The 21,536-nt window shown below is 67.1% G+C and carries 16 protein-coding genes; 7 read left to right on the forward strand and 9 right to left on the reverse strand.

Annotated features, from left to right (window positions below):
• Nucleotides 1-33: 33 nt before the first annotated feature.
• Nucleotides 34-954 carry a LysR family transcriptional regulator gene (locus ACODS9_RS23290; RefSeq protein ID WP_102682842.1) on the reverse strand — a complete coding sequence of 307 codons (921 nt, stop codon included), beginning with the start codon at nucleotides 952-954 and terminating at the stop codon, nucleotides 34-36.
• 103 nt (nucleotides 955-1,057) lie between these two features.
• Between ACODS9_RS23290 and nfsB the strand changes: the two genes are divergently transcribed.
• The gene (gene nfsB, locus ACODS9_RS23295; protein WP_046855177.1) at nucleotides 1,058-1,711 is read left to right on the forward strand and encodes an oxygen-insensitive NAD(P)H nitroreductase; all 654 of its coding nucleotides are present in this window, start codon (nucleotides 1,058-1,060) and stop codon (nucleotides 1,709-1,711) included.
• 26 nt (nucleotides 1,712-1,737) lie between these two features.
• Here nfsB and ACODS9_RS23300 read toward each other — a convergent pair whose 3' ends face one another.
• Complete coding sequence (locus ACODS9_RS23300; protein ID WP_489094857.1) at nucleotides 1,738-2,658, reverse strand: LysR family transcriptional regulator; 921 nt, start codon at nucleotides 2,656-2,658, stop codon at nucleotides 1,738-1,740.
• 111 nt (nucleotides 2,659-2,769) lie between these two features.
• Here ACODS9_RS23300 and ACODS9_RS23305 point away from each other — a divergent pair, with 111 nt between their 5' ends.
• Complete coding sequence (locus tag ACODS9_RS23305; protein WP_489094858.1) at nucleotides 2,770-3,957, forward strand: MFS transporter; 1,188 nt, start codon at nucleotides 2,770-2,772, stop codon at nucleotides 3,955-3,957.
• Nucleotides 3,958-3,960: 3 nt separating this feature from the next.
• On the opposite strand, the gene ACODS9_RS23310 is transcribed toward ACODS9_RS23305, so the two are convergent.
• The 3 genes from ACODS9_RS23310 to ACODS9_RS23320 all read right to left on the reverse strand — a co-directional run bounded on the left by ACODS9_RS23310 (nucleotide 3,961) and on the right by ACODS9_RS23320 (nucleotide 7,361).
• Nucleotides 3,961-4,593 carry a LysE family translocator gene (locus tag ACODS9_RS23310; RefSeq protein WP_489094859.1) on the reverse strand — a complete coding sequence of 211 codons (633 nt, stop codon included), beginning with the start codon at nucleotides 4,591-4,593 and terminating at the stop codon, nucleotides 3,961-3,963.
• 115 nt (nucleotides 4,594-4,708) lie between these two features.
• Nucleotides 4,709-5,716, reverse strand: a complete 1,008-nt coding sequence (locus tag ACODS9_RS23315) for an aldo/keto reductase (RefSeq protein ID WP_110701497.1) — start codon at nucleotides 5,714-5,716, stop codon at nucleotides 4,709-4,711.
• Between the two features lie 109 nt (nucleotides 5,717-5,825).
• A complete protein-coding gene (locus tag ACODS9_RS23320) occupies nucleotides 5,826-7,361 on the reverse strand; it encodes an FAD-dependent oxidoreductase (protein ID WP_489094860.1) in 1,536 nt (511 codons plus the stop codon).
• Between the two features lie 180 nt (nucleotides 7,362-7,541).
• Here ACODS9_RS23320 and ACODS9_RS23325 point away from each other — a divergent pair, with 180 nt between their 5' ends.
• The 3 genes from ACODS9_RS23325 to ACODS9_RS23335 are packed head-to-tail and all read left to right on the forward strand — an operon-like array spanning nucleotide 7,542 to nucleotide 13,231.
• Complete coding sequence (locus ACODS9_RS23325) at nucleotides 7,542-8,684, forward strand: MexC family multidrug efflux RND transporter periplasmic adaptor subunit (RefSeq protein WP_489094861.1); 1,143 nt, start codon at nucleotides 7,542-7,544, stop codon at nucleotides 8,682-8,684.
• A gap of 15 nt (nucleotides 8,685-8,699) precedes the next feature.
• A complete protein-coding gene (locus ACODS9_RS23330) occupies nucleotides 8,700-11,828 on the forward strand; it encodes a multidrug efflux RND transporter permease subunit (protein WP_489094862.1) in 3,129 nt (1,042 codons plus the stop codon).
• A complete protein-coding gene (locus ACODS9_RS23335; protein ID WP_489094863.1) occupies nucleotides 11,828-13,231 on the forward strand; it encodes an efflux transporter outer membrane subunit in 1,404 nt (467 codons plus the stop codon). The genes ACODS9_RS23330 and ACODS9_RS23335 overlap by 1 nt, the downstream gene beginning before the upstream one ends.
• Nucleotides 13,232-13,328: 97 nt before the next feature.
• Here ACODS9_RS23335 and mobA read toward each other — a convergent pair whose 3' ends face one another.
• The 3 genes from mobA to ACODS9_RS23350 all read right to left on the reverse strand — a co-directional run bounded on the left by mobA (nucleotide 13,329) and on the right by ACODS9_RS23350 (nucleotide 18,275).
• The gene (mobA, locus tag ACODS9_RS23340) at nucleotides 13,329-13,904 is read right to left on the reverse strand and encodes a molybdenum cofactor guanylyltransferase MobA (RefSeq protein ID WP_489094864.1); all 576 of its coding nucleotides are present in this window, start codon (nucleotides 13,902-13,904) and stop codon (nucleotides 13,329-13,331) included.
• A gap of 61 nt (nucleotides 13,905-13,965) precedes the next feature.
• On the reverse strand, nucleotides 13,966-17,088 hold the full coding sequence (locus tag ACODS9_RS23345; protein ID WP_489094865.1) for a multidrug efflux RND transporter permease subunit: 3,123 nt from the start codon (nucleotides 17,086-17,088) through the stop codon (nucleotides 13,966-13,968).
• Between the two features lie 11 nt (nucleotides 17,089-17,099).
• A complete protein-coding gene (locus ACODS9_RS23350; RefSeq protein ID WP_401111451.1) occupies nucleotides 17,100-18,275 on the reverse strand; it encodes an efflux RND transporter periplasmic adaptor subunit in 1,176 nt (391 codons plus the stop codon).
• A 158-nt stretch (nucleotides 18,276-18,433) separates the two neighbouring features.
• On the opposite strand from ACODS9_RS23350, the gene ACODS9_RS23355 reads away from it, so the two are divergent.
• Together ACODS9_RS23355 and ACODS9_RS23360 are read left to right on the forward strand one after the other, a co-directional pair.
• Nucleotides 18,434-19,135, forward strand: a complete 702-nt coding sequence (locus ACODS9_RS23355; RefSeq protein ID WP_046855189.1) for a response regulator — start codon at nucleotides 18,434-18,436, stop codon at nucleotides 19,133-19,135.
• A 6-nt stretch (nucleotides 19,136-19,141) separates the two neighbouring features.
• A complete protein-coding gene (locus ACODS9_RS23360; protein ID WP_401111454.1) occupies nucleotides 19,142-20,440 on the forward strand; it encodes an ATP-binding protein in 1,299 nt (432 codons plus the stop codon).
• Here the strand turns inward: ACODS9_RS23360 and ACODS9_RS23365 are convergent.
• Nucleotides 20,415-21,503, reverse strand: a complete 1,089-nt coding sequence (locus ACODS9_RS23365) for a GGDEF domain-containing protein (protein WP_489094866.1) — start codon at nucleotides 21,501-21,503, stop codon at nucleotides 20,415-20,417. The two genes, ACODS9_RS23360 and ACODS9_RS23365, sit on opposite strands and share 26 nt — an antisense overlap.
• Nucleotides 21,504-21,536: the final 33 nt, after the last annotated feature.

Raw genomic sequence — 21,536 nt, forward strand, 5'->3', positions numbered from 1 at the left:
AATGACAGCTCCTTGCGGTCGGGGGTGGATGCACTATACGCCCGGCGACAACGGCTGCAACATGTCGTCCGGGCGCAGCGCGGCGAAACGCTCGCGCAGCCACAGGTGCAACTGGGCCACGGCGGGGGTGAGCTGCTTGCGGTGCGGGCACACCAGGGTCACCGGGGTCAGCTCGCCGGGGTATTCGGGCAGCAGCAGCTCCAGCTCGCCGGCGGCGACATCGGCGCTGACATCCAGCCACGACTTGTAGACGATGCCTTCGCCTTCCAGCGCCCAGCGCCGCACCACGTCGGCATCGTCACTGAACAGCGGCCCGCGCACCTGCACGGTGCGGTTGCCCAGGCGCCATTTGTCGTACACCCGGCTTTGCTGCAGGTACAGCAGGCAGTCGTGTTGCTGCAGGTCCTCGGGGGTCAGCGGGCGGCCATGGCGCGCCAGGTAGTCCGGCGAGGCCGCCAGCACCCGGCGATTCCACGGCGCCAGGGGCAGGGCGATGTAGTTGGCGTCCTCGTTCTGGCCGTAGCGGATGGCGACATCCACCGGATCGCGGTACAGGTCGGCCAACTGGTCGGAGAGGAAGAAGCGCAGGCCCAGCCCTGGGTGCTCGCGGCGAAATGCACTGAGCCAGGGCCGCAGCAGGTTGCGGCCCATGTCCGAGGGCGCCGCCACCTGCAACACGCCGCGCAGGCAGCTGTGGCTGCCATGCAGGTCCTCGCGGCCCTGGCGCAGGGCATCGATCACGCGCTGGGCGGTGGGCAGGTACAGCTCGCCTTCGGCGGTCAGGCGCAGGCTGCGGGTGGTGCGGGCGAACAGGCGCACATCGAGCTCGCGTTCCAGGCGCTTGATCGCCGCGGCCACCTGGCCGGGCAGCAGGTCGGCCTCGTGGGCCGCGGCGGTGAAGCTACCCAGGGCGCTGGCACGGGCGAACAGTTCGAGGTCGTTGATGCGCAGCATTTTCACTCCAGGGATGAAAGTGTTGCTGCATTGTGCTGGTTTTTCTTTGCGGTCGGGAAGATAAGATGCCATTCATTCACGAACCCTTGAGGAATTGCCCTAGATGGACACCGTTGCCCTCGCCAAACGCCGTTACACCACCAAGGCCTACGACGCCAGCCGCAAAATCCCCCAGGCCACCATCGACGCGTTGCTCGAGCAGTTGCGCCACAGCCCGTCCTCGGTCAATTCGCAGCCCTGGCACTTCGTCGTGGCCGACAGCGCCGAAGGCAAGGCGCGCCTGGCCAAGGCCACCGATGCGCGATTCGCCTACAACAGCCCGAAGCTGCGCGATGCCTCCCATGTGATCGTGTTCGCCGCCCGTACCAACATGACCGAAGCCCACTTGCAGGCGGTGCTGGGGCAGGAAGCCGCCGATGGCCGCTTCCGCAACGAGCAGGCCCGCGAAGTCCAGGACCAGACCCGTCGCGGTTATGTCGACCTGCACCGCCATGACTTCAAGGACCTGCAGCACTGGATGGAGAAGCAGGTCTACCTGGCCCTGGGCACCGCGCTGCTGGGCGCCGCCGCCCATGGCCTGGACGCCACGCCGATCGAAGGCTTCGACGCCAAGGCCCTGGACGCCGAACTGGGCCTGCGCGAGCAGGGCTACACCAGCGTGGTGCTGCTCAGCCTGGGCTATCGCAGCGAGGAGGATTTCAATGCCGGGCTGAGCAAGTCGCGGTTGGCGGCGGGGCAGGTATTTACCTTCCTGTGAGTATCAGCAGTGGCGCTTGACCTGGGTCAGCCCTGAATCAGCGGCCCCAGGCGTTCGGCCAGGGCCTGGACCATCGCGCTCACCTTGGGCAGGTGTCCGCGGTTGCGGCGCCAGGCCAGGTTGATCGGCAATCCTTCCATCGCATACGCCGGCAGTACCTGCTGCAGCGTCCCGGCATCGAGCTGGCGCTGCACCAGCCAGGTCGGCAACTGGGCGATGCCGTGCCCGGCGCTGACAGCTAGCGCCTGGCCTTCGGCATCGCCGATGGCCAGGCGCCCGGGCATGCCGCGCAGCTGCGTCAGGCCCGGGCGGGCGCCGGCAAAGTGCAGGGCCGGCGTGCTGCCGTCTGCGCAGGCATAGAGCACGCAGCCCTGGGCCTGCAGTTGCTGCAGGTCGTGGGGTGTGCCGTGGCGGGCCAGGTAGGCGGGGGCGGCGCAGAACACCAGGCGCTGGCTGCCCAGGTAACGGTGCTCGATGCCTGGCTGCCAGGTTTGTGGTCCGCCGATGCGCACGACGATGTCGATGGCGTCCTCGACCAGGTCGACGAAGCGATCGGAGAGGGTGATGTGCGGTTGCAGCCGTGGATGCCGCGCGGCGAAGTCCAGTACCGCGGGGAGCCCGTGCAGACGGCCGAAGGTGGCTGGCAGGTCGATGCGCAGCTTGCCGCAGGGCGTCTGGTGTTCGTCGTTGAGGGCCAGCTCGGCTTCCTCGATGTCCGCCAGCACGCGAGTGCACGCGCGGTAGTAGTCGGCGCCGCTGTCGGTCAGGGCCAGGCGCCGGGTGGTGCGTTCGAACAGGCGCACCTGCAGGCGTTTTTCCAGGCGCGCGACGCCCTTGCTCACGGCGGAACTGGTGAGGTTCATGCGTTCGGCGGCGGCGATGAAGCTGCCAGCGTTGGCCACGCTGACGAAGAAGTCGATGTCCTTGAGGCGTTCCGAGGCAGACATGGCGAGGCCTTTTATTGCTGAATTTCATTCACTTGATAAAGGAATAACTACCAGTAATCGGAATGTATTTCCAGATTAAGCTGGCCTGCCATTCAACCAGGATCGCAGCCGATGTCCACTTCCAGCCTGACCCACGCCACCCTCACGCGCCCAGCGCCGCGTACGGGGTTGTCCATCGGCCTGTTCGCCATCGGCGGCTTCGCGGTACTGACCACCGAATTTCTGATTCTCGGCCTGCTGCCAGCGCTGGCCCGCGACCTTGGCCTGTCGGTCGCGGGCGCGGGCCAGTTGGTCACGCTGTTCGCCGTGACCGTGATGTTGTTCGGGCCGCCGCTTACCGCCTGGCTGTCGGCAGTGCCGCGCAAGGGACTGTTCATCGCCATCCTGCTGGTGTTCGCCGCGTCCAACGCGCTGTCGGCGCTGGCGCCGAACATCTGGGTGCTGGCATTGGCACGCTTTATCGCCGCGCTGGCCTTGCCGGTGTATTGGGGCACCGCCAGCGAAAGCGCCGGGCAATTGGCCGGGGCGGGGCGCGAGGGCTGGGCGGTGTCACGGGTGTACCTGGGCATCACTGCGGCATTTGTCTTCGGCATTCCATTGGGCACGCTGGCCGCCGGGCTGGTCGGCTGGCGTGGCAGTTTCGCGTTGCTCGCCGGGCTGTGCCTGCTGGTGGCGCTGTTGATGTGGGCGTGGCTGCCGACTCTGCCGGCGGCACCCACCCGTGCGCCGGGGGAGCGGCAGACGGTAATCCTCAAGGACCGCCGTTTCATCGCCCATGTGCTGCTCTCGGCACTGGTATTCACCGCCATGTTCACTGCCTACACCTACCTGGCCGAGACGCTTGAACAGCTGGCCGCCGTGCCGGCCGGCGAAGTGGGCTGGTGGCTGATGGGCTTCGGCGTGGTCGGCATGCTCGGCAACGGCCTGGCCGGGCGCATCGTCGATCGCAGCCCGTTGCGGGCGACCCTGCTGCTGTTGGCGATGCTGGCGCTGGGCATGGGCGCGGTCACCCCGTTACTCGGTACGGCATGGCTGCTGGGAGGCGCGCTGGTGCTGTGGGGCATCGCCTACACGGCGCTGTTCCCGGTCTGTCAGGTGCGGGTGATGCAGGCCGGCGCCAAGGCCCAGGCCTTGGCCGGGACCTTGAACGTGTCGGCGGCCAATGCCGGTATCGCCGCCGGTGCGGCGTTGGGCGGCGCGACGATCCAGGTCCTGGGTCTGGGCGCCCTGGGCTACGTGGCATGCGGGTTCGCCGTGCTGGCGATGATCGCCACCCTGGCCATGCTGGCGAGCGAGTGAGGCCTACACCGCCCGGGTGTTGAGCAGGCGCACGCCCAGGCCGATGAACAGCGCGCCGCTGGCGCGCTTGAACCAGGCCGCCAGGGGCGAAGCCTTCAGGCGCAGGCCGAAGCGCCAGGCGGTGAAGCAGTAGAAGGAATGCACCAGGCAGACGATCAGCGAGCCGCTCAGGTACATGGCCGCGAACTGGCCGAAGATCGGCCGCCCGGGCTCGAGGAACTGCGGCAGGAAGGCGCAGAAAAATACCAGGGTCTTTGGGTTGCTCGCCGAGACCAGGAAGGCTTCCACGGCGATCCGCCATTGCGTCTGAGGCGGCGTCGCGGCCACCTGCGCCGCCGGTGCGCTGGGGGTTCCTTTACCCAGCAACTGGCGCAGGCCGAGGTAGATCAGGTAAGCGGCGCCAGCCAGCTTCAGCACCAGGAACGCCGTGGGCAACGAGATCAGCAGGGCGCCCACGCCCATGGCCACGGCGGTGATCGTCAGCAGTTGCGCGGTGAGGTTGCCGAACAGGGTCATGCCCATGCCGGAAGGGCCGTAGCGCAAGGCATTGCGCACGGTGAGCAGGACATTCGGGCCGGGGAGCAGCGAGGTGAGCAGGTAGGCGAAGGAGAAGGTCAACCAGAGGTGCAGGGCCATGGAGCGGGTCCTTTGCGCTGGGAAAGGCACACAATGCCAGTAATCGGCGCGGACCGCCATTGGGCACCGCTGAGGGAGCGGCTTGCCCGCTCCCAAAGAAGTTGCCCAGGCCGGTTCAGCGTGCCAGGCGCCCGCTGACGAAGTGGGCGACATCGTTGAAGCCCGGGGTCGAGGCATGGCCGGGCGTCACCAGCGAATCGATGAAGGCCTCGTCCTCCGCCGTGACCTTGACCTCCAACGCACCGGCATAGGTGTCCCACTGCGCCTCGGTGCGCGGCCCGACGATGGCCGAGCTGACCAGGCGGTTGTTGAGCACCCAGGCGATGGCGAACTCGACGATGCCCACGCCCTTGGCCTCGGTATAGGCATGGATCTTCTGGGCGATGGTCAGCGATTCCTGGCGCCATTCCACTTCCATGATGCGCTTGTCCTGGCGGCCGGCACGGCTGCCTTCGTCGGGAGTGGAGCCTGGCGCGTACTTGCCGCTGAGCACGCCACGGGCCAGCGGGCTGAACGGCACCACGCCCAGGCCATGGTAGGCGGCGGCGGTGAGTTGTTCGGGCTCGGCCTGGCGGTTGACGATGTTGTACAGCGGCTGGCTGACCACCGGCTTGGCCACCCCGAGCCTTTGCGCCACGTTGCAGATCTCGGCGATGCGCCAGCCGCGGAAGTTGGACACGCCCCAGTAGCGGATCTTGCCTTGCGCCAGCAGGTCGCCGATGGCGCGCACGGTTTCTTCCAGCGGTACCGAATGGTCCTCGCGGTGCAGGTAGTAGATGTCCAGGTAGTCGGTGCCCATGCGCGTGAGGGTGGCCTCGATGGCATTGAACAGGTGTTTGCGCGACAGGCCGCTGCGGTTCGGCAGGCCATCGACCGGGCCATAGCCGGCCTTGGAGGCGATGATCCACTCGTGACGGTTGCGCGCCACCGCCTCGCCGACGATCTCCTCGGAGCGGCCGCCATTGTAGACATCGGCGGTGTCGACGAAGTTGATGCCCTGGTCCCAGGCCTTGTCGATGATGCGCAGCGAGTCTTCGGTGCTGGTCTGTTCACCGAACATCATGCTGCCGAGCGTCAGGGCCGAGACTTGCAGGCCGGAGTGGCCGAGGGGGCGGTAGATCATTGCAGATAATCCTTTTCTGACATCCTGAGAGGGGTTCCCCTCTTTTACACAGTTCCGCCCTGCTTTGAAAGCGCGGGCCAGGCGCCGTTTCCAGGCCCTGGCGAATGGCTCATCCCTCTGGCCAGGCATCGATCAGCTCACGCGCCTCGCGGCTCGACAGCGGCCGCTTCATGCGCTGCGACAGCACGGCCATGGCCCGTGAATAGCCCTTGGCGATCATCGCCTCGACCTGGTCGTCCAGGCACTGCAGGGCGATGAAGTCGCCCTGTTCCGGCGAGCCGACGTACTCGATACGGTTCCAGCCGCTGGCATGCCCGAGCACTTCGTAGGTGCGCCCGTGCTGGTAGGTCCAGAAGAACGGCACGTCGTCGTAGCGGCGCCGCTCGCCGAGCATGTTGGCGGCGGCGATCACGCCGTGCTGCTGGGCCAGGCGCCAATGCTCGATGCGCACCGGCCGGCCAGCCAGGGGGAAGGTGGCGATATCGCCGGCCGCCCACAGGCCGTCGGCGGCCTGCAGGTGCGCATCCACCGTGAGCGAATGGTCTTCGGCCAGGGCCAGGCCCTGGACGAAACGGGTGGCCGGGGTGACGCCGGTGCCCAGCAGCACCAGCGCGGTTTCCAGGCGCTCGCCATTGGCCAGCAGCACGGCCTCGACGCGCTCGTGGCCGTCGAAGCCGATCACCTCGGTCGGCCCGTGGAACTGCACACCCTTGCGCTCATGCAGCTCGCGCAGGGTCTGGCCGATGCGCTCGCCCAACTGCCGGGCCAGCGGGATGGCGTGGCGCGTGACCACATGCACCTGCAGGCCGTACTTGCGCAGGGCGCTGGCGGCCTCCAGGCCGATGAAACCGTCGCCGACGATCACCACCGGCTGGCCCGGCTCGGCCAGGTCGAGCAACTGCGCGGCATCGGTGCGCGAGCGCAGTACGCAGATGCCGGGCAGTTGCACGCCGGGGAGCTGGGGGCGGTTGGGCTTGCCGCCGGTGGCCAGTAGGGCGGCGTCGTACTTCAACTGCTGGCCGTCGGCCAGGCTGATCACGCGCTTGCCGGCATCCAGCGCGCGTACCTTGCCGTAAATGCGCTGCAGCTGGCCTCGGTGCAGGTCGACTGGGGCGAGCAGTGAGGCTACTTCGTCCACCGGCATCTGCCCGGCGATGACGAATTTGCTGAGGGCGGTGCGATCGTAGGCGTTCGGCTGTTCCTGGTCGACCCACAACAGGCGGCCGGCAAAGCCATGGTCGAGCAAGGTGGCGATGGCGGCTGCCCCGGCGGCGCCGGCACCCACCACGACGAAGGTGCGCGCGTCGCTGTGGCGCGGCGCATCGGCCTCGGGCAGTGGTTGGTCGTCCACCCATACCTGGCCGTCCCTGACCTGCACGGCATGCCGGCGCAGACCGGCCAGCGCCGGTGGCTCGCACACCGCGCCCTCGTCCACGGTGAAGGCGGCCTTGTGCCAGGGGCAGATCAGCAACCCACCACAGACCGCGCCTTGCTCCAGTGGCGCGCCCTCATGCGGGCAGTTGGCCTGGTAGGCACGCACCCGCTCGCCCTGGCGTACCAGGACGATGTCTTCGGTGCCGGCCTGGACGCGCAGGGGACGGTGTTCATCAAGCTGGTCGAGGCTGGCCACGGCATGGAAGGTCATGGGGATCTCCTCAGCAGGTTGTGTTCATTTGACGCCTGCCATGGAGCCAGGCTGCGCTTAGCCGACGACTGGAGAGGTGATTACAACATTTCACAAAAACCTCAAATGAGACTAAATTGACTCAAATCGAATGTGTAAGTACCATCCGCGCCAATTTTAGTTAACGGCTCGGGTGAGTTCATGAGCAATTTGCGTGCAATAGGGATGGTCAGCTGGCTGGCAGTGGCGGTAGCACTGGCCGGCTGCGGAGCGGCTGAAGAACAGCAGGCCGCGACTGAAACGGCATTTCCGGTGGAGACCGTGACGCTGGCCAGCGAACAGCTGGCCCTGGCCGCGACCCTGCCGGGCCGGGTCGAACCGATGCGGGTGGCCGAGGTGCGTGCCCGGGTGGCCGGCATTGTCCTGCACAAGCGTTTCGAGGAAGGCGCCGACGTCAAGGCCGGCGATGTGCTGTTCCAGATCGACCCGGCACCGTTCAAGGCTGCCCTGGCGCGTGTCGAGGCCGACCTTGCGCGGGCCCAGGCGGTGCAGCAGGAGGCCCAGGCACGGGTCAAGCGCTATGAGCCGCTGGTCAAGATCGAGGCGGTCAGCCAGCAGGACTTCGACACCGCCAGCGCCGAGCTGCGCAGCGCCCAGGCGGCCGTGCGCTCGGCCCAGGCCGACGTGCAGACCGCGCGCCTGAACCTGGGCTATGCCACGGTCACCGCGCCGATCTCCGGCCGCATCGGCCGCGCCCTGGCCACCGAAGGCGCCCTGGTCGGGCAGGGCGACGCCACCTTGATGGCGCGCATCCAGCAGCTCGATCCGATCTACGTCGACTTTACCCAGTCCGCCGCCGAAGCCCTGCGTCTGCGTCAGGCCCTCAAGGACGGCGCGCTCGGCGCTGGCGACGACAAGGCGCTGACCGCCCAGGTGGAAGGCACCGACTACCAGCGCCAGGGCGCGCTGATGTTCACCGACGTGGCGGTCGACCGTGGCACCGGCCAGGTCACCTTGCGCGGTCGCTTCGACAATGCCGATGGCATCCTGCTGCCGGGCATGTATGTGCGCGTGCGCACCCCACAGGGCACCGACCAGCAGGCCATCCTGGTGCCGCAGCGCGCGGTGCAGCGCGGCAGCGATGGCGAGGCGCGGGTGCTGGTGGTCGGCACCGGCAACCTGGCCGAGGCGCGCAGCGTGCGCACCGGCGGGATGCACGGCTCGCGCTGGCAGATCACCGAGGGCCTGCGCGCCGGTGACCAGGTCATCGTCGGCGGCCCGGCCGGCCTTGCCCCGGGCATGCCGGTGCAGCCGGCCCAGGCGCAACAGGCCGCGGCACACTAAGGCGAGGGTAGCGAGATGTCCAAGTTTTTCATCAATCGGCCGAACTTCGCCTGGGTCGTGGCGCTGTTCATTTCCCTGGCCGGTTTGCTGGTGATCCCGGCGTTGCCGGTGGCCCAGTATCCCAGCGTGGCGCCGCCACAGATTTCCATCAATGCCATCTACCCGGGCGCGTCCGCCAAGGTGATGGTCGAGTCGGTGACCAGCATCATCGAGGAGTCGCTCAACGGCGCCAAGGGCCTGCTGTACTACGAGTCCACCAACAACTCCAACGGCGTGGCCGAGGTGATGGTGACGTTCCAGCCCGGCACCGACCCGGACATGGCCCAGGTCGACGTGCAGAACCGCCTGAAGAAGGCCGAGGCACGCATGCCCCAGGCGGTACTGACTCAGGGTCTGAAGGTCGAGCAGGCCAGTTCCGGCTTCCTGCTGATGTACGCGCTGACCAGCGCCACCGGTGGCCGTGACGACATCACCACCCTGGCCGACTATGCCGCGCGCAACATCAACAACGAGCTGCTGCGCGTCCCCGGCGTGGGCAAGCTGCAGTTCTTCGCCTCCGAGGCGGCGATGCGGGTCTGGGTCGATCCGCAGAAGCTGGTGGGCTACGGCCTGTCCATCGACGACATCGGCAACGCCATTCGTGGCCAGAACGTCCAGGTACCCGCCGGCAGTTTCGGCAGCACGCCCGGCGCCAGCGAGCAGGAACTGACCGCGACCCTGGCCGTGCAGGGCACCCTGGAAACCCCCGAGGCCTTCGCCGGCATCGTCCTGCGCGCCAACCCGGACGGCTCCAGCGTGCGCCTTGGCGATGTCGCGCGCCTGGCCATCGGCAGCGAGAACTACAACCTCTCGGCGCGCCTGGACGGCAAGCCCGCCGTAGTCGCCGCGGTGCAGCTGGCACCGGGCGCCAACGCCATCGAAACCGCGACCCTGGTCAAGGAGCGCCTGGCCGAGCTGTCGCAGTTCTTCCCGGAGGGCGTCGAATACTCGGTGCCCTACGACACCTCGCGCTTCGTCGACGTGGCCATCGAGAAGGTGATCCACACCCTGATCGAAGCCATGGTGCTGGTGTTCCTGGTGATGTTCCTGTTCCTGCAGAACGTGCGTTACACCCTGATCCCGTCGATCGTGGTGCCGGTGTGCCTGCTGGGCACGCTGATGGTCATGAAGCTGCTGGGTTTCTCGGTGAACATGATGACCATGTTCGGCATGGTGCTGGCCATCGGTATCCTGGTGGATGACGCCATCGTCGTGGTGGAGAACGTCGAGCGCTTGATGGCCGAGGAAGGGCTGTCGCCGGCGGAAGCGACCATCAAGGCGATGGGGCAGGTTTCCGGGGCGATCATTGGCATCACCATGGTGCTGGCGGCGGTGTTCCTGCCGTTGGCGTTCATGTCCGGTTCGGTGGGGGTGATCTACCAGCAGTTCTCGGTGTCGCTGGCGGTGTCGATCCTGTTCTCCGGCTTCCTGGCCCTGACCTTCACTCCGGCGCTGTGCGCCACGCTGCTCAAACCCGTGGCCCATGGGCACCACGAGAAAGGCGGTTTCTTCGGTGCCTTCAACCGCGGCTTCGCCCGTGTGACCGAGCGCTATTCGCTGATGAACAGTGCACTGGTGGCCCGTGCCGGGCGCTGGATGCTCGCCTATGTCGGCATCCTGGTGGTGCTGGGTTATTCCTACCTGCGCGTCCCGGAGGCCTTCGTGCCCGCCGAGGACCTCGGCTACGGCATCGTCGACGTGCAACTGCCGCCTGGCGCCAGCCGGGTGCGCACTGACCATACCGCCGAAGCGCTCGAGCAGTTCCTGATGTCTCGCGAGGCAGTGGCCAATTCGATCGTGGTGACCGGTTTCAGCTTCTCGGGCCAGGGTGAGAATGCCGCGTTGGCATTCCCGACCTACAAGGACTGGTCGCAACGCGGCAAGGGCCAATCGGCGGCAGACGAAATCGTCGCGACCAACGAGCGCTTCGCGGCCAACGGCGACGGCGCCATCACCGCGGTCATGCCGCCGCCGATCGACGGCCTGGGCAACTCCGGCGGTTTCGCCCTGCGCTTGATGGACCGTGGCGGCCTGGGGCGTGAAGCGTTGCTGGCGGCCCGTGACCAGTTGCTGGCCCGCGCCAACGGTAACCCGGTGTTCCTGTACGCGATGATGGAAGGCTTGGCAGAAGCACCACAGTTGCGCGTCAAGATCGACCGCGACAAGGCCCGCGCCCTGGGGGTGAACTTCGAGTCGATCAACAGCACGCTGGCCACCGCCTTCGGTTCGGCGGTGATCAATGACTTCACCAATGCCGGGCGCCAGCAGCGCGTGGTGGTGCAGGCCGAGCAGGGCGAGCGCATGACCCCGGAAAGCGTGCTGCGCCTGTACGCACCTAACGCCAGTGGCGAGCAAGTGCCGTTCAGTGCCTTTGCCACCACCCAGTGGGAGGAAGGGCCAGTGCAACTGGTGCGCTACAACGGCTACCCGTCGATTCGTATCGCCGGCGACGCCGCGCCCGGCTACAGCACTGGCCAGGCGATGGCCGAGATGGAGCGCCTGGTCGGCGAGCTGCAACCCGGCATCGGCTATGCCTGGACCGGCCTGTCCTACCAGGAGAAGGTCTCCAGCGGCCAAGCCGCCGGCCTGTTCGCCCTGGCCATCCTGGTGGTGTTCCTGCTGCTGGTGGCGCTGTATGAAAGCTGGGCCATTCCGCTGACGGTGATGCTGATCGTGCCGATCGGCGCCTTGGGCGCGGTCTGGGCGGTACTGCTCACCGGCATGCCCAACGATGTGTACTTCAAGGTCGGCCTGATCACCATCATTGGCCTGGCGGCGAAGAACGCCATCCTGATCGTCGAGTTCGCCAAGGAACTGTGGGAGAAGGGCTACAGCTTGAGCGACGCCGCGATCGAGGCCGCGCGCCTGCGCTTCCGCCCGATCGTGATGACCTCCATGGCCTTCATCCTCGGCGTGGTGCCCCTGGCCATCGCCACCGGCGCCGGCGCGGCCAGCCAGCGCGCCATCGGTACCGGGGTGATTGGCGGCATGCTCAGCGCCACCTTGCTGGGGGTGGTGTTCGTGCCGATCTGTTTCGTCTGGGTGCTGAAGCTGCTCAAGCGCAAGCCGGCCCCTGTGCAACACGCTGTCGAGGTGACGAAGTGATGGTCATGGGTAAATGTGCACTCCCGTTCGCGCTGGCCGTTACCCTGGTCGGTTGCTCCCTGGCACCGACCTACCAGCGCCCGGAGGCGCCGGTGGCGGCTGCCTGGGGCGATGCCGCCGGCCATCATGGCAAGTCGGTGGAGCAGCTGGACTGGCAGGCGTTCATCGTCGATCCGGCCTTGCGTCAACTGGTCACCACGGCACTGGACAACAACCGCTCCCTGCGTCAGACCCTGCTCGACATCGAGCAGGCCCGAGCGCAATACCGTATCCAGCGGGCCGATCGGGTACCAGGCCTGAACGCCGGTGCCTCCGGTAACCGGCAGCACCTGCCGGCGGACCTGTTGAACAACGGCAGGGAAGGGGTCAGCAGCAGTTACCAGGTGGGGCTGTCGCTGCCAGAGTACGAAGTGGACCTGTTCGGTCGGGTCAAGAGCCTGAGCGATGCGGCGCTGGAGCAGTACCTGGCCACCGAGGAAGTCGGCCGTGCCGCGCGTATCGCGCTGATCGCCGAAGTAAGCCAGGCCTACCTGACCCTGGACGGTGCCGAACGGCGCCTGACGCTGACTCGCCAGACCCTGGCTAGCCGCGAGGACTCGCTGGCCCTGGTCGGCCAGCGACGAGGCGCCGGCACGGCCACGGCGCTGGACCACCAGGAAGCGTTGGGGCTGGTCGAGCAGTCACGGGCTGAGCTGGAAGGCATCGTGCGCGAGCAGCGCCAGGCCTACAACGCCCTGGTACTGCTGCTGGGCAGCGCCGAGGCGGCCAAGTCGATTCCCGCCGAGCGGGCGCAGGCGCCGATGGTCCTGCAGGACATCGCCCCAGGCGCGCCGTCGGCGCTGATCGAGCGCCGTCCGGACATCCTCGCCGCCGAGCATCGGCTGCGGGCGCGCAATGCCGATATCGGCGCGGCGCGGGCGGCGTTCTTCCCGCGGATCAGCCTGACCGGCAGTTTCGGCACCTCCAGTGCGCAGATGTCCGGGTTGTTCGACGGCGGCTCGCGTAGCTGGACGTTCATGCCGCAACTGTCGCTGCCGCTGTTCGACGCCGGGCGCAACAAGGCCGGCCTGAGCCTGGCCGAGGCGCGCAAGGACTCGGCGGTGGCCGCTTACGAAGGCACGATCCAGAGCGCCTTCCGCGAAGTGGCCGACGCCCTGGCCGCCACCGATACCTTGCGTCGCGAGGAAGCCGCGCGGCGTGCCCTGGCCGACACCAGCCGGGCGACCGTGGCGCTGGCCAAGGCGCGCTATGAGGGCGGGGTGGACAACCACCTGCGCTACCTGGACGCGCAGCGCAACGGCTATGTCAACGAAGCGGCGTTCATCCAGGCCAGCACCCAGCGCCAGCTGGCACTGGTCGATCTGTTCCGTGCCTTGGGCGGTGGCTGGCCGGCCCAAGGTTGAAATGCCTCCTTTGGTTGGGAAATCCAACCGCTTGGCCCCAGGTGTCCCTGCCTTGGGGCCTTTTTTTGCCCCGCGATAGGGCCCGAACAGGCGAGCACTAATCGCGCAACAGATCCGGACTGTTGAAGTTGCTCAACCGCGCATCGTCCTCGGCACACGCCAACCCCTGCACGTTCGCCTGCAGCAAGGCCTTCTGCAAACTCCGCTCACCCGCCTGCCAGGCTTGCTCCAGCAATGGCAACACGCGCCGGGGCAGCACACTGAACATCGGCTGCCAATACCCACCCTGGCGCACCATGGCCGTGCTGTCATGCGCCACGGCCAGGCGCAGCAGGTCCTCGACCAGCGCCCGGTCGATGCGCGGCGCATCGCAGGCCAGCACTACCACCCATTCGTGCCGGGCTGCCCTGAGTCCGCTGATCACGCCGGCCAGCGGGCCGGGAAAGTCCGCTTCGGCGTCGGTGACGAGCTGGTCGGCGTAGATCGCGTAGGCCGCCTGGTTGCGGTTGCAGGAGATCACCAGGTCATCGCTCAGTGCCCGCAAGGCGCGTTGCACATGCGCCACCAACGGCTCGCCGCGCCAGGGCACCAGCCCTTTGTCGCGCCCGCCCATGCGCTGGCCACGGCCGCCGGCAAGAATGAGGATGGAGCAGGGGGGAAGAACGTCGGGCATGAAAAAGGGTTCCGGGCAGTCGATGCCGGGAACCCTCCCATTTACCGCAGGGCTTGTCCAGTCAGGCCTGGTGGCTGGCCACCTGCGCCGTCTTGGTCTTGCCGCGCCCGGCCAGGCGCATCACCACGACGAAGAATACCGGCACGAACACCACGGCGAAGGTGGCGCTGAGCATGCCGCCGATCACCCCGGTGCCGATGGCTTGCTGGCTGGCCGAGCTGGCGCCGCTGGCGATGGCCAGCGGCACCACGCCGAGAATGAACGCCAGCGAAGTCATCACGATCGGGCGCAGACGCAGACGCGCGGCCTGGATCGCCGCGTCCGCCGCATCCACGCCCTGGTCCACCAGGTCCTTGGCGAACTCGATGATCAGGATGGCGTTCTTCGCCGACAGTCCGATCAGGGTGATCAGGCCGACCTTGAAGAACACGTCGTTGGGCAGGCCGCGCAGGGTCACCGCGAGCACCGCGCCGAGCACGCCCAGTGGCACCACCAGCAGTACCGCGGTGGGGATCGACCAGCTTTCGTACAGCGCGGCCAGGCACAGGAACACCACCAGCAGCGACAGTGCCATCAGCAGTGGCGCCTGGCTGCCGGACAGGCGTTCCTGCAGCGACAGGCCGGTCCACTCCAGGCCGGCACCTGCCGGCAGCTGCGCCACCAGGCGCTCGATCTCGGCCATGGCCTCGCCCGAGCTGTAGCCGGCCGCCGGCTCGCCGGAAATCGACACCGCCGGGTAGCCGTTGTAGCGGGTCAGCTGCACCGGGCCGGACTGCCAGCGGGCACTGACGAAGGCGCCCAGGGGCACCATCTTGCCGCTGCTGTTGCGCACGTGGATCTTCAGCAGGTCCTCGACCTGGCTGCGCCGGTCGCCTTCGGCCTGCACCACCACCCGCTGCATGCGGCCCTGGTTGGGGAAGTCGTTGACGTAGTTCGAGCCCACCGCGGTGTCGAGCACCGCGCCGATATCAGCAAACGATACGCCCAGGGCGTTGGCCTGGCGGCGGTCCACTTCCAGCTCGACCTGAGGGCTTTCCGCCAGCGAGGCTTCGCGCACGTTGACCAGCACCTTGCTCTTGCGCGCCGCGTCCAGCAGTTGGTCGCGGGCCTCCATCAGCCCGGTGTGGCCCATGCCGCCGCGGTCCTGCAGGCGGAACTCGAAACCGGTCGACTCGCCCAGGCCGTCCACCGGCGGCGGCAGCACCGCGTAGGCGATGGCGTCCTTGAGCTGGGTGAAGGCCAGGGTGGCGCGCTCGGCGATCGACTGCGCGCTGTCGTCGCCACCGCGCTCGGACCAGTCCTTGAGCGTGGTGAAGGCCAGCGCCGCGTTCTGCCCGCTGCCGGAGAAGCTGAAGCCGAGGATCAGCGTGGTGTTGGCCACGCCGGGCTCTTCGGCGTTGTGCGCCTCGATCTGCTGCCCGACCTCGATGGTACGTGCCTGGCTGGCGCCCGGCGGCAGCTGGATGTCGGTGATGGTGTAGCCCTGGTCCTCGGTGGGCAGGAAGGCGGTGGGCAGTTGGCTGAAGCCGTACACCAACACGCCGACCAGCGCGGCATACACCAGCAGGTAGCGACCGCTGCGGGCCAGGGCGTGGGTCACCCAGCGCTGGTAGCCGTTGCTCATGCCTTCGAAGCGGCGGTTGAACCAGCCGAAGAAGCCCTTGCGCTCATGATGCTCGCCCTTCTCCAGCGGCTTGAGCAGGGTGGCGCACAGGGCCGGGGTCAGGCTCAGGGCGAGGAACGCCGAGAACAGGATCGACACCGCCATCGACACCGAGAACTGCTGGTAGATCACCCCCACCGAACCTTGCATGAAGGCCATCGGCAGGAACACCGCCACCAGCACCAGGGTGATGCCGACGATGGCGCCGCTGATCTGGCCCATGGCCTTGCGCGTGGCTTCCTTGGGCGGCAGGCCTTCCTCGGCCATGATCCGCTCGACGTTTTCCACCACGACGATGGCGTCGTCCACCAGGATACCGATGGCCAGCACCATGCCGAACAGGGTCAGTACGTTGACCGAGAAGCCCAGCACGTTCATCACCGCGAAGGTACCCATCAGCGCCACCGGCACCACCAGGGTCGGAATCAGCGTGTAACGGAAGTTCTGCAGGAACAGGAACATCACCGCGAACACCAGCACCATGGCCTCGAGCAGGGTGTTGATCACCTGCTTGATCGAGACCTTGACGAAGGGCGAGGTGTCGTAGGGGATGTCGTACTTCACCCCGGCCGGGAAGTAGCGCGCCAGCTCGTCGAGCTTCTGCTTGACCAGGGTCGCGGTTTCCATGGCGTTGGCGCCGGGCGACAGCTTGACGCTGAAGGCGCTGGTGGCCTTGCCGTTGAGGCGGGTGCCGTACTGGTATTCCTGGGCCCCGATCTCGACCCGCGCCACGTCACCGACAGTGACCGTGGAGCCGTCGGTGTTGGCGCGCAGGACGATGGCGGCGAACTCCTCGGGGGTGCTCAGCTGGCCCTTGACCACCACGTTGGCGGTGATCTCCTGGGTCGGTCGGCTCGGCAGGTCGCCGATGCTGCCGGGGGCGACCTGGGCGTTCTGCGCGGCGATGGCCTCGTCCACGTCGTTGGGCGTGAGGTTGAAGCCGACCAGCTTGGCCGGGTCGATCCAGATGCGCATGGCCCGTTCGGAGCCATACAGCTGCGCCTTGCCGACGCCCTTGAGGCGACGGATCTCGTTCATCACGTTGCGCGCGAGGATGTCCGACAGGGCGATCTCGTCGAGGCTGCCGTCCTCGGAGGTGAGGGTGGCCAGCAACAGGAAACCGGTGGACACCTTCTCGACCTGCAGGCCTTGCTGGGTGACCGGGCGCGGCAGGCGCGACTCGATCACCTTGAGACGGTTCTGCACGTCCACCTGGGCCATGTCCGGGTTGGTGCCGGGCTGGAAGCTGGCGGTGATGGTGGCGCTGCCCAGGCTGCTCTGGGATTCGAAATAGAGCAAGTTGTCGGCACCGTTGAGCTCCTGCTCGATGATGCTGACCACGCTCTCGTCCATGGTCGCCGCCGAAGCGCCGGGGTAGACGGCGTAGATTTCCACCTGCGGCGGGGCCACGTCGGGATACTGGGCCACCGGCAACTGCGGGATGGCCAGGGCGCCGACCAGGAGGATGAACAAGGCCACCACCCAGGCGAACACCGGGCGGTCGATGAAGAACTGCGGCATGGATCAGGCCCTCATTGGCCGTTGTGTTGGGCGACTGCGGTGGCGCCTGGTTGTTCGTCGACTTGCACCTGGTCGCCGGCCTTGACGTGTTGCAGGCCCTCGACCACCACGCGGTCACCCGGGGCCAGGCCCTCGCTGACGATCCAGCGGTCGCCCTGGGCACTGCCCAGGGTCACCTGGCGTTCGCTTATGCGGTCCTGGTGGTCGACCAGCAGCACCTTGGGCACACCGGCGCTGTCGCGCAGGATGGCGCGCTGCGGCACGCTGATGCCCTGGGGCTGCACGGCCTGGTCCAGGCGCACGCGCACATAGCTGCCGGGCAGCAGGTCGAGGTCCGGGTTGGGGAACTCGCTGCGCAGGGTGATCTGGTTGGTGCTCGGATCGACGCTGATATCGGAGAACAGCAGCTTGCCGGCCAGCGGGTAGGCGCTGCCATCGTCCTGGATCAGCGTGGCCTTGACCTGGTCGCGGCCCACCTGCTGCAGCTCGCCGGCACGCAGCGAGCGGCGCAGGGCGTTGAGTTCGCGGGTCGACTGGGTGACGTCGGCGTGGATCGGGTTCAACTGCTGGATGGTGGCCAGCGGCGTGGTCTCGCTCTGGCCGACCAGCGCGCCCTCGGTCACCAGGGCGCGGCCGATGCGCCCGGAGATCGGTGCGGTGACGGTGGCGTAGCCCAGGTTCAGGCGCGCGCGTTCCAGCGCCGCCTTGGCTTCGCCGACCGCGGCGTCGGCCTGGAGGAAGGCGGCGCGGGCGTTGTCGTACTCCTGGCGGCTGACGGCCTTGTCGTCGACCAGTTCGCGGTAGCGTTGCTCCTGCAGGCGCGCCTGGTACAGCGTCGCCTCGGCCTTGGCCAGGGTGGCGCGGGCGCTGTCGAAGTCGGCCTTGAACGGCGCCGGATCGATCAGGAACAGCACATCGCCCTGTTTCACGTCGCTGCCTTCGCGGTACACCCGCTTGAGCACCACCCCGGCCACCCGGGCGCGCACCTCGGCGGTGCGGGGAGCAAGGATGCGGCCGCTGAGTTCGGTGCTGATGGCCAGCGGTTGCACGGCAAGGGTTTCGACCCGGACCTGAGAGGGCGGGGCCTTTTCTTCCTGCTCGGCGGCGTCGTTGCAAGCGGCCAGGGAAAGGGTCATCAGCGCCAGCAGCGCCAGAGGGCGCAGGCGCAAAGCACGGAGCGTGGACATACGGATCTTCCAGGTTTGATCCAGCGTATGCTAAAGCAGCCGTTCGGGTGGCGGCTGTTAAGCTGTGTTGGGCGTGTGTGAAAAAGTGTGAACAATCGGCGGTGGCCCGCCCGGGATTCTATATCCTGCCCTACTTCAATCTTTCGTCAAATCCCCTTATGCCGAACATTCTCCTGGTCGAAGACGACAGCGCGTTGTCCGAACTGATCGCCAGCTACCTGCAACGCAACGATTTCCATGTCCGGGTGATTGCCCGCGGCGACCATGTGCTGGACGAATTCCGTCGGCAGAAACCGGACCTGGTGATCCTCGACCTGATGCTGCCGGGCCTGGACGGCCTGCAGGTATGCCGCCTGCTGCGCCAGGAGACGCAGAGCCTGCCGATCCTCATGCTGACCGCCCGCGACGACAGCCACGACCAGGTGCTGGGGCTGGAGATGGGCGCCGACGACTACGTCACCAAGCCGTGCGAACCCCGCGTGCTGCTGGCCAGGGTGCGCACGTTGCTGCGCCGCAGCAGCGTCAACGAGCCGCGCCTGGATTGCGACCTGATCCAGATCGGCGGCCTGTGCATCGACCTGGCCGAGCGCACGGTCACCTGGCGCGGCGAAGAAGTGGAGCTGTCGAGCGGCGAGTACAACCTGCTGGTGGTGCTGGCGCGCAACGCCGGCGAGGTGATGAGCCGTGACCGCATCCTCCAGCAATTGCGCGGTATCGAGTTCAACGGCACCGACCGTTCGGTGGACGTGGCCATCTCCAAGCTGCGCCGACGTTTCGACGACAGCGCAGGTGAAGCGCGCAAGATCAAGACCGTGTGGGGCAAGGGCTACCTGTTCAGCCGCGTCGAGTGGGAGTACTGATACGCCATGCTGAAGATCCTGGTGCGGTTGTACCTGGTGATCATCGTCGCCTACGCCGGGGCGATCGCGCTGATTCCCGACACCATCGTTGGCTTGTTTCACGATCGCTTCATGGCCTACAACCTCGACCAGGCCAAGGGCGTGCAGACCCTTATCGTGCGTCAGTTCCAGCAGGCGCCGCGGGAGCAGTGGCCGACGGTGGAAAAGGAACTGGCCGCGGCGTTCAAGCCGTTGGAGGTGCGCTTGCTGCGCATGGACGACGCCGAGCTGAGCAGCGAGGAAAAGGCCCGGCTCGAACATGGCTTGTATGTGGTGCGCATGGCCGATTGGGGCTACTACGAAACGGCGCTGGCGCCGCTGGACCAGGACTGGCTGGTGCGCCTGCACTCGCCGGACGACCCGCTGGACATCAACGTGCTGTCCTGGGGCGTGACTGTGCTGATCGGCGCGGCCATGCTTGGCTGCCTGCTGCTGTGGGTATGGCCGCACTGGCGCGACCTCGAGCGCCTGAAGGACACCGCCCGGCGCCTGGGGCGCGGCGAGATGTCCGAGCGCACGCATATCTCGCCGCGCTCGAACATTGGCGAGCTGGCCGGAGTATTCGACACCATGGCCAGCGACCTGGAGCGCCACGTCAACCAGCAGCGTGAACTGCTCAACGCGGTGTCCCACGAGCTGCGCACACCGCTGACCCGCCTGGACTTCGGCCTGGTGCTGCTGTTCGACGAGGTGCCGCCGGCCAGCCGCAAACGCCTGCTGGGGCTGGTGGGCCATGTGCGCGAGCTGGACGAGCTGGTGCTTGAGCTGCTGTCCTACAGCCGCCTGGAAAGCGCCGACCAGGCCCGCGAGCGGGTCGAGGTGTCGTTGCTCGAGCTGGTGGACAGCGTGCTCGGTGGTTTCGCCGAAGAACTCGACGATCGCGGCATCCAGTGGGAGGTGCAATGCGACGCCGACCTGCCACGCTTCGTCCTCGATCCGCGACTGACTGCCCGCGCGGTACAGAACCTGGTGCGCAACGCCATGCGCTACTGCGACGAAAGCCTGCTGCTGCGCCTGCGCCTGGAAGAGGATGGCGCCTGTCTGGTGACAGTCGAGGACGACGGCATCGGTATTCCGGTCGAGGAACGTGAGCGGATATTCCAGCCGTTCTACCGCCTGGACCGCAGCCGTGACCGCAACACGGGTGGTTTCGGCTTGGGCTTGGCGATCAGCCGGCGGGCCATCGAAGGGCAGGGTGGCACGCTGACGGTGGCGCAGTCGGCGTTGGGCGGGGCGCAGTTCAGGATTCGCTTGCCAGCCGGGTAGTCCACCGGACGAAGCGGTCCTTGCCCGTATGCTTGGCTTCGTACAGTGCCTGGTCCGCCCGGATCAGCGCCGTGCTCAGGGTATCGCCGCTATCGATCCGGGCCAGGCCGATACTGATGGTCACCGGGTGTGCCCCGAGGTCTTCGCGTACCCGCTGGCACAGCCTCGCAACTTGCTGCTCGGCGCCTGTTTCATCCAGCCCCTGGAAGAAGATCGCGAACTCCTCGCCGCCCAGCCGGGCGATCTCATAGCCGATCATCGTCGCCTTTATGTGCGCCGCCACGCGCTTGAGCACCTCGTCGCCGATGTCGTGACCGAAGCGGTCGTTGACCTGCTTGAAATTGTCGATGTCGATCATCGCCAGGTACTGTTCGCCGGCCTGTTGCAGCTGCTTTCCGGCCTTGGCCATGAACGAGCGACGGTTGGGGATGTCGGTCAACGCGTCGATATAGGCCTGCTCCAGCAGTACCTTGGTCAGGTAGAAGTTGTGCAGCTTGGCCTGGCGGATACGCAGGTAGCTGTAGATCACCAGGCCGCTTAGGCATACCGCGTAGCTGACCAGCATCGCGCCTTCGAGCTCCAGGGCTTCGATACGGGTGTGGAAGAAGGGGTTGAGCATGACCCAGGTGATGCCCATGGCGCAGAAGAACGACCAGCGCCGCACCGGCAGCACCGACACGGTGTACAGCACCGTCGAGACGCCGAGCACCAGCCACACCGGGCGCAGGGCGATGGGGATGCCCTCGATCACCAGGCGCATGGCCAGAGTGATCACCGTCACGAACAGCAGGTTGAGTACGTCGAAATGCTGGCTCCTGCGGGTGAAACCCAGGACCACGGTGAGGCTGCACAGCAAGGCGATGAACACCCCGGACAGCCAGGTGAAGCCCTGGCCGCCGAGGTAGCTGACGATCAGGTCGAAGACCAGCCAGATGGCAATGCCGATGCAGAAGATCAGCAGGCAGAAACGGCGCATGGCCTCGAATTCGTGCTGGCGGAACTCGGCGCGCAGGGCGGCGGGGGCGACCTGCTGGCGGATGTGGGCTTCGAGGGTCTTGTACATGCTGGAGGATGCCCTCGGCTATTGTGCTGTTCT

This window comes from Pseudomonas sp. FG36 (genome assembly GCF_057809275.1).